Origin of the sequence: Aquimarina intermedia (assembly GCF_008124785.1) — a bacterium.
Classification (GTDB): Bacteria; Bacteroidota; Bacteroidia; order Flavobacteriales; family Flavobacteriaceae; genus Aquimarina; species Aquimarina intermedia.
On the sequence record NZ_VNHU01000002.1, the window covers coordinates 466662 to 481297 of the forward strand.

Annotated in this window: 13 protein-coding genes and 1 tRNA gene; 8 read left to right on the forward strand and 6 right to left on the reverse strand. The window is 36.9% G+C overall.

Translation table 11 applies throughout. From position 1 onward, the window contains the following. Position 1: 1 nt before the first annotated feature. The 3 genes from BD809_RS04735 to crtD all read right to left on the reverse strand — a co-directional run bounded on the left by BD809_RS04735 (position 2) and on the right by crtD (position 3313). A complete protein-coding gene (locus BD809_RS04735; RefSeq protein ID WP_148781792.1) occupies positions 2 to 1150 on the reverse strand; it encodes a lycopene cyclase family protein in 1149 nt (382 codons plus the stop codon). Continuing rightward, the gene (locus BD809_RS04740) at positions 1147 to 1611 is read right to left on the reverse strand and encodes a carotenoid biosynthesis protein (RefSeq protein ID WP_170251747.1); all 465 of its coding nucleotides are present in this window, start codon (positions 1609 to 1611) and stop codon (positions 1147 to 1149) included. Before BD809_RS04740 ends, BD809_RS04735 begins: the two co-directional genes overlap by 4 nt. Positions 1612 to 1831: 220 nt before the next feature. After that, positions 1832 to 3313: a 1-hydroxycarotenoid 3,4-desaturase CrtD gene (crtD, locus tag BD809_RS04745; RefSeq protein WP_148781794.1), complete on the reverse strand. Its 1482-nt coding sequence runs from the start codon at positions 3311 to 3313 to the stop codon at positions 1832 to 1834. 84 nt (positions 3314 to 3397) lie between these two features. Here crtD and BD809_RS04750 point away from each other — a divergent pair, with 84 nt between their 5' ends. Both BD809_RS04750 and BD809_RS04755 read left to right on the forward strand, forming a co-directional pair. Beyond that, positions 3398 to 3811, forward strand: a complete 414-nt coding sequence (locus BD809_RS04750; RefSeq protein WP_148781795.1) for a hypothetical protein — start codon at positions 3398 to 3400, stop codon at positions 3809 to 3811. 48 nt (positions 3812 to 3859) lie between these two features. Then, positions 3860 to 4783: a DMT family transporter gene (locus tag BD809_RS04755; RefSeq protein ID WP_148781796.1), complete on the forward strand. Its 924-nt coding sequence runs from the start codon at positions 3860 to 3862 to the stop codon at positions 4781 to 4783. Between the two features lie 201 nt (positions 4784 to 4984). On the opposite strand, the gene feoB is transcribed toward BD809_RS04755, so the two are convergent. The 3 genes from feoB to BD809_RS04775 form a co-directional block, all read right to left on the reverse strand. Continuing rightward, positions 4985 to 7081, reverse strand: coding sequence for a ferrous iron transport protein B (gene feoB / locus BD809_RS04765; protein ID WP_148781797.1), 2097 nt, complete (start codon positions 7079 to 7081; stop codon positions 4985 to 4987). 15 nt (positions 7082 to 7096) lie between these two features. Continuing rightward, on the reverse strand, positions 7097 to 7324 hold the full coding sequence (locus BD809_RS04770; RefSeq protein WP_148781798.1) for a FeoA family protein: 228 nt from the start codon (positions 7322 to 7324) through the stop codon (positions 7097 to 7099). Between the two features lie 97 nt (positions 7325 to 7421). Next, a complete protein-coding gene (locus tag BD809_RS04775; RefSeq protein WP_148781799.1) occupies positions 7422 to 8090 on the reverse strand; it encodes an SCO family protein in 669 nt (222 codons plus the stop codon). 155 nt (positions 8091 to 8245) lie between these two features. On the opposite strand from BD809_RS04775, the gene rseP reads away from it, so the two are divergent. The 6 genes from rseP (at position 8246) to BD809_RS04805 (ending at position 14626) form a co-directional block, all read left to right on the forward strand. Beyond that, on the forward strand, positions 8246 to 9601 hold the full coding sequence (rseP, locus tag BD809_RS04780; protein WP_148781800.1) for an RIP metalloprotease RseP: 1356 nt from the start codon (positions 8246 to 8248) through the stop codon (positions 9599 to 9601). A 215-nt stretch (positions 9602 to 9816) separates the two neighbouring features. Then, a tRNA-Asn gene (locus BD809_RS04785) sits at positions 9817 to 9890 on the forward strand. A gap of 289 nt (positions 9891 to 10179) precedes the next feature. Beyond that, entirely contained in the window at positions 10180 to 11241 is a 1062-nt protein-coding gene (locus BD809_RS04790; protein WP_148781801.1) for a pyridoxal-phosphate dependent enzyme, read from the forward strand. A 79-nt stretch (positions 11242 to 11320) separates the two neighbouring features. Further along, positions 11321 to 12391 (forward strand): DUF1611 domain-containing protein, encoded by a 1071-nt coding sequence (locus tag BD809_RS04795; RefSeq protein WP_148781802.1) that lies wholly within the window; start codon positions 11321 to 11323, stop codon positions 12389 to 12391. A gap of 74 nt (positions 12392 to 12465) precedes the next feature. Then, the gene (locus BD809_RS04800) at positions 12466 to 13521 is read left to right on the forward strand and encodes a mandelate racemase/muconate lactonizing enzyme family protein (RefSeq protein ID WP_148781803.1); all 1056 of its coding nucleotides are present in this window, start codon (positions 12466 to 12468) and stop codon (positions 13519 to 13521) included. A 76-nt stretch (positions 13522 to 13597) separates the two neighbouring features. Further along, complete coding sequence (locus BD809_RS04805) at positions 13598 to 14626, forward strand: M12 family metallopeptidase (protein WP_148781804.1); 1029 nt, start codon at positions 13598 to 13600, stop codon at positions 14624 to 14626. The last annotated feature ends 10 nt before the right edge of the window (positions 14627 to 14636 follow it).

The window sequence follows — 14636 nt, forward strand, 5'->3', positions numbered from 1 at the left end:
TCTAAAATAGCTGGTTGGCCCTTCTTATCATTGCTTTTATAAATAACAATGGCGGCATACTACCCATAATCTTCAATTCCTGAAATATGCTAGTTTTCTCATCAAGAAATTGAAGAATACGTGTTGCTTTATTTGCTTTAAACAGTTTGGTAAATAATAATGCGCCTTTGTCATTATGCCTTGCTAATACATCCAAGAGTAACAAGTCATACCACCAAAACCTGTTTTTTTTATCAAATTTAGTTAAGTCCTGCGTATGTTTTAAGAACGATACCAGCGCACTCACTTTTCTCGAGCTGTTTTTAAAAGTAAATCCAGTACTTGCCTTTGTCCACCCACCGGCCGTACCTACGTGAAGTACATTCTTAGTGTTTTTATCCGAAAACGGATAAGAAGTCATGGGGATGCTTCCTTGTTCTATCTCTATAATTTCATATGTTGTTATCCCTTTTTTACTTAAATATTTAGCTATTGCCTCTTCATAAGCGGCCTTAGAGAGCAACTTCTCTGAAAACAAAGTATATTCAAAAAGTGCCAGCGTGGTACTTATAGGTAATACATACATAAAACGCGTATTACCCTGTTGTGTGACCGAGAAATCCATAAACGTGGCAACTTGATCGTCAAAGCTAGGCTTGTCAACCTTTATATACCAACCTATAAAATGTTGTTGAAGAACCGGATATTTGTGCTGCTTTTTATATTTAAAATCAGGCAAAATACTTGTAAAAACTTTCTGTGCCTGATATATTACGTTGTTCGTTTTAACTACTACATTTTTTTCTTGGTCTTTAATTGCAAGAATTACTCCGTTTGTGATTTCAATATTCGAGGCAACTTTTAATTTTTCATAGATATAAGCGTAAAAACTTTTACTTCTAATAAATTTATAAGTATACGGTGCTATTGCCAAAGATTGTGTAAAATTTTTGCCCGCTACCAAAATTGTGTTCCATTCTTTGGTCACTACTTCATCCCACATACCCCTTCCTTGTTCCCAAAAACACCAGGTACGATCATTAGTCTGCTTTTTTTCCTTATCCAACAACAAGATTCGTTTATCTTTAAAAAAAGCATCAGTAGCCATAGCATAGGCAAGCATTAACCCTGATGCTCCCGTGCCGGCAATGATATAGTCGTAAGATTTCATAGAAATAGAAAAGTAAGAAAAAATATGGCCATTGCCACATAGGTATGAATAGCTATCGTATAGGAATATGAGCGAATTATTCTCTGAAAGAATATATGAGCTAACAATGCCACACCAAACCAGCCAATGTAATTTTGTAAAGGCACCACTCCATTTCTAAATTCCCAGAAATCAAATCGTGGAGCGGATTGTTCTATCACCAGATCCAACACTACCATAAGCGAAGCTCCTATAAGCGAAGCCGGAATTAGTTTTTGTGTCATTTTTCTGGCTATGGCAGCAGTGCAATACGTAAGCGTTGCCCAATTCACGCCAATAATCCATGGAACGCCATATAATTTGGCCCCCAAATTATTTCCATACGCATAATCCCCAAAAATTAATCCGAAATTCACGCCTAATAACTCAGAGATCATTCCCAACCCAAAAGGAATTAGCATCGTGAGAAGCAATAGCGACATTTCTTTATGATTAATAATTAGCAACAAAAGGTTAAGGGATAAAGTGAGAGGAGTTAATGTTAAAAACCAGGTTTCGTATCCTAAAACAATACCAAGAATCCCCGTAATATTGAAAAGCCATACAAAGAATATCGAAATTATAAGTTTGTACGAAATCAGAGGTTCTATTAGCATCAAGGGCGAAGGTTTATTAAGCAATCTTTATCTATAAATATATAGCTTACAATTTATAATCTTTTTTGATAATATCCGTAGCAATTTTGGCGGACAAGAGACATAAGGGTATACCGCCTCCCGGATGCACACTCCCCCCACAAAAATAAAGATGCTTTACTTTTTTTGAAAAATTTGGATGTCTTATAAATGCTGCGAATTTATCGTTGCTTGCAGCTCCATACAAGGATCCCTGATATGACTGTGTGGTGCTTTCGATAGTAGCAGGATTGAGAATTGCTTCGTGTTCTATGAGAGACTTCATATCAACTTTAAGAATTCTATTTAATTTTGAAATTATATTCTCTTTGGTTTCTGCTACAATTTCATCCCAATCCTGACCTGTATCTCCCGGTGCGTTCACCATGACAAACCAGTTTTCTGAACCCGGCGGAGCATCAGCAGTTTCATGTTTTGAGGTAATGTTAACGTAAACCGTTGGGTCGTTAGAAATTGCATTATTCTCAAAGATAGCTTCAAATTCTTTTTTATAATCTTTTGCAAAAAAGATATTGTGCAAATCCAACTCCGGAAACTGTTTCTTTATTCCCCAATAAAAAATTAAAGCAGAACTGGAACGTTCCTGTTGCAATATTTTTTCTGGAGCTTTGTGTTTTTGTAATAATTTTCTATACGTCGGGACAATATCCATATTAGAAATTATTATATCCGCATTCACAGCTTGATTGTCAACTATAATACCGTATGCTTTGTTTTTTTGTGTCAGAATTTCTTCAACGAAAGCTGAAAAATGAAATTTAACGCCCAAATCGACAGCTAAATCATATAGGGATTGGGTTATTGCATGCATACCACCTTTCGGAAAAAATGTTCCAAAATGTTGTTCCAAATGAGGAATCATAGACATAATGCCAGGAGTTTTATAAGGAGAGGAACCGTTGTAGGTGGCAAAACGATTAAATAATTGAATCAATTTAGGATCCTTAAAACTTCTTTCATTATAGTCATTTAACGTCGTATTTACATTAAGTTTTTGCAATTGAAGTATTGACTTTAATGTGTCCATCGATAAATAAGTGGACACTTTATGTAAGGATTTTTCCAAAAAAAGGGATGCTGTAAGGTTATATTTTAACTGACTCCGCTGAAAATAACGTATCACGCTGGCAGTTTCATCTTTAAAAACCAGAGATGCTTCTTTTGCAAATTTTTCCTTATCAGCAAAAGCGGTGAATTTAACCCCATCATTATAAAAGTAATTACAAACTACATCTTTCTTCAGGTATAAAAAGTGTTCTTCAGCCTTTTTCCCCGAAAGTTCAAATAGCTCTTCTACAAACTGAGGCATCGTAAATAAAGATGGTCCACAATCAAAACGATACCCACCCAAGCTCATTTGCGACAATTTACCTCCGGGATAGGTGTTTTGCTCATATACCTCAACGGCTATCCCTAAAGATCGTAATCTAATGGCGCTAGCGATACCTGCGATACCCGCTCCGATTATAATGGCTTTCTTTTTCTGCATACCTTATCCGAAAAAATCCTATAAGTTCTTTGATTATAAGAACTCACGAAGATTTCATATATTTAAGATCAAATCTAAAATATAATGAAACAGTGTCTTCTTTTTATAGCATTAATTATGTCTTTTTTAACTATCCAAGCGCAAGACTCGATCCCTATGACTTCTCCAAGGATAGTAACTAAGATAAAAACAGGTGAATCTGTGAAGCTTAATGACATTACGGTAACTTTTATAAAAGTTACCGAAGATTCCAGATGCCCGATCGGTGTACAGTGTATCACTTCCGGTAAAGCAACTGCTCTTATTCAGATTGAAACACCCAAAGGGAGTCAGGAAGAAAAACTTTATTTTGGGATCGACCATATTACTCCACAAACCACTAAACAAATTATCACATCACAGGACCGTCACATTATTGCTTACGATCTTGAACCTTATCCTGTTGCAGATTCTAGTTTGACTACTGTAAAATATTCCTTACTTGTATTAATCGAATAAGACAAGTGAAGACTCAGGTTTGGAAAAAGAAATGCGTTTCTTTGCTGCATGATATCAAATACTGCTAAAGCTCATATTGCACTATTGAGTGTGAATGTCATCTATGGAGCTAATTATCTTATCGCAAAAGGATTGATGCCTAATAAAATTGGACCTTCAGCTTTAGTATTTATACGAATTGCAGTTGCAGGGTTTTTATTTTTCATTCTGAAGTCATTCCAGAGAGAACGGGTTGATCGAAGGGATATCGGTAAATTAGCACTATGCGGACTGCTGGGCGTTGCAACCAATCAATTTTTCTCGATGAATGGTTTGAGTTTGACCTCACCAGTTGATGCCGCAATAATTGTGACAGCTATACCCATATTCACCGTGATTATTAGTTATTTTCTTTTGAAAGAAGCATTAACTGCACCGAGGATATTGGGTGTCTTATTGGGTGCCAGCGGGGCAATTCTTTTGATATATCTTGGAAATTCAGCTTTGGGATCGGGCTCCTTAATCGGAAACATTTTTGTAGGAATTAATGCACTCGCATTTGCCTTTTATCTAGTACTGGTCAAACCTTTAATGCTGAAATATAAACCTATAACCGTAATTGGATGGACCTTTTCATTTGGTTTTTTATACATGTTTCCCTTCTGCATACAAGATCTTTTGGCAACCGACTTTAATTCTTTTGAGATTTCAAACTGGATCTCACTGAGCTACGTGGTTATCGGGCCTACATTTTTAGCCTATTTACTTAATATGTTTGCTTTACAATTTGTAAAGCCGGCAGTTTCGGGCAGTTATATTTACGTACAACCGGCGATGGCAATGCTACTTGTTGCTGCCATGAGTTATTATCTCGTAGATAGTCAATACAAAGGTGATATCACCCTTGAAAAGCTATTGTGTTGTGGTTTGATTGTAATCGGAGTGTATCTCATCAGTAAAAACAAAAAGCTTCAACACCAAAAAAGTAAGTAGATTAATGACACCCACACTTATGCTTGGCGCATACGGACATTTCTTTTTTTGAACCAGCAGTAGAAGGTATTGGATTCCAAATGAATTTTTTAACTAAAAATCCTATCGCGGATAATACCACAAATACAACTAAGATGTTTTGAATTATTAGATTCATAAAAATGTCAATTTGATGTATTATAAAAGTACAAAATCTTATATCTATTTTAATAATTGATAAGCGAACAAAGCGATTATATACGCCATGCCCGTCATTACGAAAAACTGCAGTATTGGCCATTTCCAGCTATTCGTTTCTCTTTTAACTATAGCCAAAGTACTCATGCACTGCATTGCAAAAGCATAAAACAATAAAAGTGAAATACCACTTGCCAGATTAAAAAGAGGACCTCCCAAAATAGGGTTCACCTCTCCAGCCATTCTGTTCTTAATTGTTTCTTCCTCCTCACTACCTACACTATAAATAGTTGCTAAGGTGCCCACAAACACTTCGCGCGCTGCAAACGAGCTTATAATCCCAATTCCTATTTTCCAATCATATCCAAGTGGAGCAACAATGGGCTCAATGGCCTTACCTGCGTGCCCTATAAATGAATGCTCTAGTTTATACGAGGCAATCTTACGCTCCAGCTCCTCTTGAGAAGCATCTGTTAATTGTTCTCCAATTATTTGTTCAGCATTATTGAAGTTATCAGTCGGACCATAACTTGCCAACACCCATAACACAATGGAAATAGCTAAAATAATTTTACCCGCACCAAAAACAAAAGCTTTAGTCTTTTCGACCACATTGATAAAAACATTTTTAAACAACGGAATTTTGTATCCCGGCATCTCAACAACAAAATATGTTTTTCCTTTAATCTTTAAAATTTTATCCAATATCCATGCTGATCCTATGGCCGCTCCAAATCCAATAAAATATAGTAGCATCAACGCAATACTTTGATAACTAAAAAACCAAAGCACCTTTTCTTCGGGTATTACTAACGAAATAATTATAAGATACACGGGTAATCGCGCAGAACAGGTTGTAAAGGGGACGACTAAAATTGTTATTAATCGTTCTTTCCAATTTTCAATATTTCTGGTTGCCATTACAGCAGGAATTGCGCAAGCCGTTCCTGATATTAAGGGTACAACACTCTTGCCGCTCAATCCAAACCGACGCATTACACGATCCATCAAAAATACTACTCTACTCATATAGCCACTCTCTTCCAAAATTGAAATAAATAAGAATAAGAACGCTATCTGCGGAATAAAAATTACAATTCCTCCCAAGCCGGGAATTATACCATCCGTTATCAAATCGATAAAGGGTCCCGAGGGTAAGGATACCTTAATTGTCTCACTCAACCAGGCAAAACCTTCATCAATAAGATCCATAGGATAGGATGACCAATCATATATTGCCTGAAAGATAAGTAGTAAAATGGTGAAGAATATAAAATAACCCCAAAATTTGTGAGTAAGAATTCTATCTAATTTAGATCTTAGACCAGTTGCTGCTTTTTCATCAACCACCATCCCCTCTTTAAGCACAGTATTGATAAACTGATATCTTTTAATCGCCTCCTTTTGCTGATATCTTTTTAATTCGCTTTCCGTTTTAATCTGAAAATCAGGAGTAATCCCAACAGGTTTTTTATCAACTTTCCTAAAATTTACATCTTGTGTAATAACCAACCACAATTTATACAAAGATTGATTCGGGAAAACTTTCTGTAAACGCTCAAAATAATCATCATCAAATGACAAAGCGTTTACACAGGGGGTAGTAGGTAAAAGTGTATACGTGCTAATTAAGGATTTCAGTTCTTCGATCCCTTCTCGCTTACGCGCGCTCACCAAAACAATTTTAGTTTTTAGCTCTCGCTCCAGTAGCGGTATATTTAGTGAGATCCCTTTTCGTTTCATACGATCTGCCATATTAATTACTAATATGGTGGGTATCTCAAGATCTTTGATTTGTGTAAACAGCAGTAAATTACGCTTAAGGTTTTCTACATCGCTTACCACAACAGCAACATCCGGAAAATCCTTATCCTTTTTATTTAACAACAATTCAATAACTACATTCTCATCCAGAGAAGAAGCATTTAAACTGTAGGTGCCCGGTAAATCGAGTATATGCGCTTTGACTCCTCTGGCCAGCTTACAAATACCTTCTTTCTTTTCTACAGTGATTCCAGGATAATTCCCTACCTGTTGATTAAGACCTGTAAGTAAGTTAAAGACAGATGTTTTTCCGGTGTTCGGATTTCCGATAAGTGAGACTTTAATCTGCTTTGCCATTGAAGTTTGGGAAATTTAGATGATTTGTATCTCAATTTGAGATGCAATTTCTTTCCTGATTGCCAAATGACTTCCGTTTACGTTTAAATACATCGGACATTGGAAAGGAGCAGTCATTAATAACTGAACCTCATTACCGGGAAGACACCCCATTTCCAATAACTTTAAAGGAATAATATCTGAAGTAATTTCTTTGATCAAAGCACGCTGACCGCGTTTGAGATTCGCTATAGTAACTTTCAAATCTTATTTAGATTAAATTTAAACAAGGCAAAAATACGTGAAAAATGCTGAACCAAAAAGCCAAAATTAAAATAAAACTTTGTGTCTAGTTAAAATACTACTTTTCTTTTTTGAGAAGTGCTATATCTTCTAATAAAACCTCTATAGCGTCAGGATTGGTACCGTCATAATAACCTCTGATTCGATTTCTCTTATCCACCAACACAAAATTTTCGGTATGCACCATATCATATGGTCCGCCATCCCCTTCAGTTTTAGCAACCAAGTACGCTTTACGTGCTAAATTATAGATTTGCTTTTTATCCCCCGTTACGAGATTCCACTTCTTATCAATCACGCCTTTATCGGTTGCATACTGTCTCAATCTTGTCACATCGTCAATTTTAGGGGTTACACTGTGAGACAGCAATAAGACCTCATCATCATCTTTAACTTCATTCTGTATCTGCTTCATATGCCCTGTCATAATAGGACATATGGTTTGACAGGTGGTAAAAAAGAAATCGGCTACATAAATCTTATTGTCATAATTCTCCTGAGTTACAATTTCACCATTTTGATTTATTAAACTAAAGTCAGGAATCTTGTGGTATTTACGAACTTCTTGCATAGTACTATCCACTAATTCCTTATTCACCATATCAGGCTCGTAGACCGGTAGTACACGGTTTGGCTTTAAAATTGAGTAAATGATTGAAATAATAATAACAGAAAGGACAAAGAGTACGATTCCAAAAAATTTATACTTTGCGAAGAATTGTAACATAACTTTTTTTCAATAGTACAAAACTACGAGGTTTACTATATTGAAATCAAGTAATAGTGATAAAATTAAACTAAATCCTAGATCTGTCTGATTGATTTCTTTTATAAACCCCTCTAAAAGATTACTTTTGCCAGATCTTAAATTGAAACCAGACTATGAGTCCATTTTTTATAAAAGCTATTCAATTACTACTTAGCTTATCATTTTTAATAATACTACACGAGCTCGGACATTTTATTCCGGCCAAATTATTTAAAACCAGAGTGGAGAAGTTTTATCTTTTCTTTGACGTCAAATTTTCACTTTTTAAAAAGAAAATTGGTGAAACTGTCTATGGTATTGGATGGCTTCCGTTAGGCGGCTATGTCAAAATTGCAGGTATGATCGATGAGAGTATGGATAAGGATCAGATGGCTGGCCCACCGCAGCCTTGGGAATTCAGGTCCAAACCGGCCTGGCAGCGTTTAATAATCATGCTTGGTGGGGTGACAGTGAATTTTATTCTTGCCATTATTATATATGCAGGGTTATCCTATGCCTATGGTGATCAATACATCAAAAACAACAGCCTTAAAGATGGTATCTATGTTACACAACCAGAAATCGGTGAAAAACTAGGTATTCAAACAGGAGATAACATTGTATCTGTTGACGGTGCTCGCGTCGAGAATCTTGGAAAACTTCCGTTAGAAATAATCAACGGAAACACCATGACGATTGAACGAGATGGAAGAACGGTCACCCAAGAAATTCCGGTAGATTTCATCGAGAAACTATTGGATAGCGAGGAGAAAACTTCCTTTATTATGCCCAGACAGCTTTTTATTGTGCAAGAAGCTACAAAAGACATGCATAATGCTGATGCAGGTTTTGAAAAAGGAGATGAAGTAATAGCTATTAATGGTACGCCGATGCAATATTTTGACGAAGTTGCCTCCTATTTAGATAATAATAAAAACACCACTGCGTCCATTTTGGTGAAACGAGAAGATGGGTCTAAAGCTACCATAAACGCAAAAATCAACGCAGACGGTAAGTTAGGCGTAAGTCTAATGGGTCTTAAGCTTAAAGAAATGGAAGCCCGAGGACTTTTGGCAGTAGAAAAAATAGAATATACCTTTTTGGAGTCTATTCCGGCAGGTATTAATAAAGGTGTCACCATTTTAGGAAGCTACATCAAGCAAATGAAAAAAATCTTTAATCCGGACACCGGTGCTTATAAAGGTGTAGGTGGTTTTGGTGCGATTGGTGGATTATTCCCGGATGCGTGGGATTGGCCGACCTTTTGGGGCACTACAGCATTTATTTCGATCATATTGGCTTTTATGAACATTCTGCCGATTCCTGCATTAGATGGGGGGCACGTTATGTTTTTACTGTATGAAATTATTTCGGGTAGAAAACCTAACGACAAGTTTATGGAGTATGCTCAACTCATTGGTTTCATCATCCTAATAACTTTATTGCTTTTTGCAAATGGTAATGATGTCTACAAATTGATTTTTGATTAATTCGTGAGTCTTTCTTACTAGACAAAAGCTTAAAATATTCTATCCCACTGCTTTAAAAACAGTGGGATTTTTATAAACGGTACGTTCACTAATTACCTCATTAAAAAAAGCACTATTTAAACGTAAAAAAAATAAAAAAACTTTTTGAGGATATAAAAAATAGTATATATTTGCACTCGCAAACGGGAAATATCCTAAGTTTTGCAAACCTAAAGTCCTCCTTAGCTCAGTTGGTTAGAGCATTTGACTGTTAATCAAAGGGTCCTTGGTTCGAGCCCAAGAGGGGGAGCAAAAGTCCAACAGCAATGTTGGACTTTTTTGCGTTTAGTCCCTTCGTGTCAAGGCTTGTGTTGGATTTATGACACTTCTTGTAATTCTTACGTCAGTCTATAAAACTTCTTATTTTTTGTAAATGCAGGTATCCCTACAGGTATCCCAATAAAATTTTGAAAAGACTCACTTAACCCATTATTAATAAATTTGCTTGAGCCCCAAACATTTAACAATTAATTGTAAATAACGAATTAAACAATCTCATTCTTTTGTAGTAGATTTTAAAATAAATCTAGTCTGTGCAAATGAATCTAAAAGATGGGGTTAAAACTGCCACTAACAAGGTAGCCGCTGAAACTACCGAACTAAGTAAATTAGTAAAAGATCGAAGTAAATCCTTAGTGGATCGATTAGAGTCGTATGAAGATATCATCAACATCGAAGTAGGTGATACCGGTTTGCATCGTGCTAAAACGTTAGAGCGAGAATTTAATATTCGGCAGATCTATATCAAATACGAAGGAAACAACCCTACAGGTACCCAAAAAGATCGAATTGCTTTTGCTCAGGCATATGACGCATTGCGTCGTGGCTTTGATGTGGTCTCTTTAGCAACATGTGGTAATTATGGTGTTGCAATGGCACTGGCAGCAGATTTAGCCGGTATAGCTTGTAAGATTTATATCCCTGCATCATATCATACTGAACGTATCGAAGAAATGACATCCCTCGGTGCCGAAATTATTCGCTTGCCCGGCAATTATGAGGAAGTAGTTAAGGCAAGTAGTCTACTCGCGTCCCAAGAACAGTGGTATGACGCAAATCCGGGTGGAGATAACACTCCCCTTCAAATCATGGCGTATTCACAAATAGCTTTTGAGATTTTTGAAGAACTGGGTGATGCGCCTAAGTACTGTGCAGCTCCAGTTTCTAACGGCACCCTATTCGCAGGCATTTATCGCGGTTTTGTAAGTTTGTATAAACGCGGAAAAACATCTCGAATTCCTAAAATGATAGCCGCGTCGTCGACACATAAAAATCCCATTATACAATCCTTTAGACAAGGACTAGAACACTGTGTTGACCTGAATCCAGAGAGTATCAAAGAAACCAAATACAACGAACCTCTGATAAACTGGCACAGTTTTGACGGAAATGAAGCGCTGTATGCGATACGCGAATCCGACGGAGACGCATTTAATATAAGCGACAAAAAAATGAAAGAGATGAGTTCATATCTATTAAAAAAAGAATCCTTCAAAATATTACCGGCATCAACAGCCGGACTGATCGGACTTTTAGAAATGCATGAGCGTTTAAATTTTGAGCCGGATCGTTTTGTTGCTGTTTTGACCGCAAAATATTAGACCACCACACCTTTGAAATAAAGTAAAATTTAATCCAATACACACCCAAAACTTCTTTCGAAGTAAAAAAATATATAAAATGAAAAAATCAATCGACGGTAAAGCATTGGTATATTGCCAAGGCGCATTTAATACCCCAAATGGTAAAACAGCACATGGACTAGTTCGGTTTACCGAACGGTATGATGTTGTTGGCGTCATAGATAGTAACTACGCCGACAAGGATGCAGGAGAAATTCTTGATGGAAAACCTAACGGAATCCCTATTTTTAAAACAATCGATAGCGCTATAAAAAAGCTTGCGAATATTAATAATACTCCAAGTTCTCTAGTTATTGGATTGGCACCTGATGGTGGAAGATTACCAAAAGAAGCTAAAATCACAATCAAAAAGGCGCTGGAAATGGGATGGAACGTAGATAGCGGACTTCATGATTTTTTAAGCAATGATAAGGATGTAATGAAGGTTGCTCAAGCTAATAATTGTAGGGTTAGAGATGTAAGAAAAACGCCTGACAGAGATACACTTCACTTTTTTTCTGGCGAAATTGAGCAGGTTGAAAGCCTAAAACTTGCAGTTCTGGGTACTGACTCCGCTATCGGTAAACGCACCACCTCCTGGTTACTGGTTCATGGATTTAGAAATTCAGGATTAACCGCTCAAATGATAGGAACCGGTCAAACGGCATGGATGCAAGGGGCAAAATACAGCATGATTATGGATAGTTGCATAAACGATTTTGTGTCTGGCGAAATTGAACATGCTGTTGTAAGTGCTTGGAAAGAAGAACGGCCTGATATAATTGTAATTGAGGGACAAGGAAGCTTAATGAATCCTGCATACCCTGGAGGTTTCGAGATCCTAGCTGCAGGCCGACCGGATTATGTCATTTTGCAACATGCTCCCAAGCGCTTAGAATATGATGGGTTTCCCGGATATAAATTGCATAGTTTAAAAGAACAGATTAATGCTATCGAAGTCATCTCCGGTCGCAAGGTTATCGCCATAACTGTAAATCATGAAGACATGTCCTCTCATGAGATTGAACCTGCATGCAACGCTATTACCAAAGAAACAGGATTACCTGCCTTCGATGTCTTGGCTAATGGTGCTGATGATCTTATCAAGATTCTAAAAAAACTATCTTAAAAAAGAAATGATCGCTTTTTTCAAATATATCCACTTTATAAATCATAATTTCAAGATTACATCTTACACAATTAATGAAAATTACAAAAGTTACATACGAGCGTTTAGATATTAACCTCGCCACGCCCTATATCATCGCTTACGAAACTGTTGCAAAAGCAACCAATTTTATTTTAAAAATAGAGACCAACACCTCCACTATCGGGTATGGATGTGCTGCTCCGGATGACACAGTTACAGGAGAAACTCCTGATCAGGTTGAAAATGCAATCAAAGACATAATTATTCCTTACTTAATCGGAAAAAATCCGTTTTTAACTGTAAAGATCCTGGAAGATTTAAAATTGGTACTGAAAGGAAGCGCTTCTGCCCTAGCGATGGTGGATATTGGACTTCACGATTTAATTTCGCGAAAATTAAACATCCCCCTATATCAATTTCTAGGTGGCTATAGAGAAAGTATTCCTACTAGCATTACGATTGGTATTTTATCGGTTTCCGATACCTTGAGAGAAGCAACGGAATTTATAAAGCAAGGCTTTAATATCTTGAAGATAAAAGGAGGCTTAGATGTTGAGGATGATATCGAAAAAATGATCAAAATACGCGAGCGATACCCACATGTTTCTTTACGATTTGATGGCAATCAAGGGTACACCGTTGAGGATTCTGTAGCTTTTGTAAAAAGAACAAAGCATGTAGATATTGAAATATTTGAACAACCACTCCCCATCCTTAAGGAAGAAAAACTAGGTCAGGTTACGCAGCAGGTAACCATACCCGTTATGGCAGATGAGAGTATTAAAACACTGAAAGATGCATTTCGATTAGCACAAAACCAACGTATCGATATGGTAAATATTAAACTCATGAAAGTTGGAGGTATCCTGGAAGCAAAGCACATTAGTTCTGTTGCCAAATCGGCCAATCTTGATGTTATGGTCGGTTGCATTGATGAATGTCGCCTTGGGATTTCGGCAGGATTACATTTTGCCCTTTCTCGTCCAAACATACATTTTGCAGATCTTGACGGTCATCTCGACATGAAAAATGATCCGTTCGGAGAGCTCTTTACACTTAAAAAAGGCATCCTATATCCTTCGACATATCCTGGTTTAGGTAAGATCTAATAATCAGAATTTTAACTTATTTTATAATAAAATGCGAATATTTAAGTTATTTCCTTCATAACTTAAATACAAACTCATGAAATTCAAGAATTCAGCACTTATGCTATCGGTCGCCTTGGCGACCTTTGCATGTTCAAAAGATGACAGCGTCGTTGAACAAGAAACACTGCAAACAGAAAAAGAAACTTTTCAAGGAGCAGAGCGCGCTTACTTTGATCAGTCGGGTCCCATACAAAAAGGGAGCTATCTAGGATTACCTATTTCTTACGAAAATGTAAATGGAGAATATATCTTTGAAGGAGATATTATCATTCCACAGGATATGATGCATTCTAAAGACACCAAGCTCGTACTAGAAAATGGTGACGATCCAGAACTGGTAAAAAGTGTAGGCCGTACAGGTGGAAGGTGGCCTAATAACACGGTATATTATCAAATCGCAAGTAACTTACCTAATCAGTCGCGAGTAACTAATGCCATTGCAAGTTGGGAAAGTAACACTAATCTAAGATTTGTAGCACGTACAAATCAATCAAATTATATTTACTTTCAGCCAGGTGGGGGTTGTTCGTCAAGTGTAGGTATGGTTGGCGGTCGTCAAAATATAAACCTTGCAAGTGGCTGTAGTACCGGTAATACAATTCATGAAATTGGACATGCGGTAGGACTATGGCATGAACAAAGTCGCGTGGATCGGGATCAGTACGTAACAATTAACTTTAATAACATCCAGGCAGGGAAAGAACATAACTTTCAAACTTATGTACAACGAGGTCGTGACGGAGATGAATATACCAGCACATTGGATTTTGGATCTATTATGATGTATGGTCCTAACTCCTTTTCAAAAAATGGACAACCTACGATAACTAAAAAAGACGGTAGTTCTTATTCGGTACAGCGCACCGCATTATCGTCAGACGATTTGCAAGGTATTGCTCAGATGTATCCAAACGGCGGTGATGAACCTACCTATGTGAATGGACAATATTATACAGTGAATGGTTTGCGAGTCTATCGCTATAATGATAAATGGTACTATTACACCTCCAGCAACGGATGGAGAGAAGTAGTGTACCGTAACGGAGCTTGGTATTATGCGTAATATCTAGTAA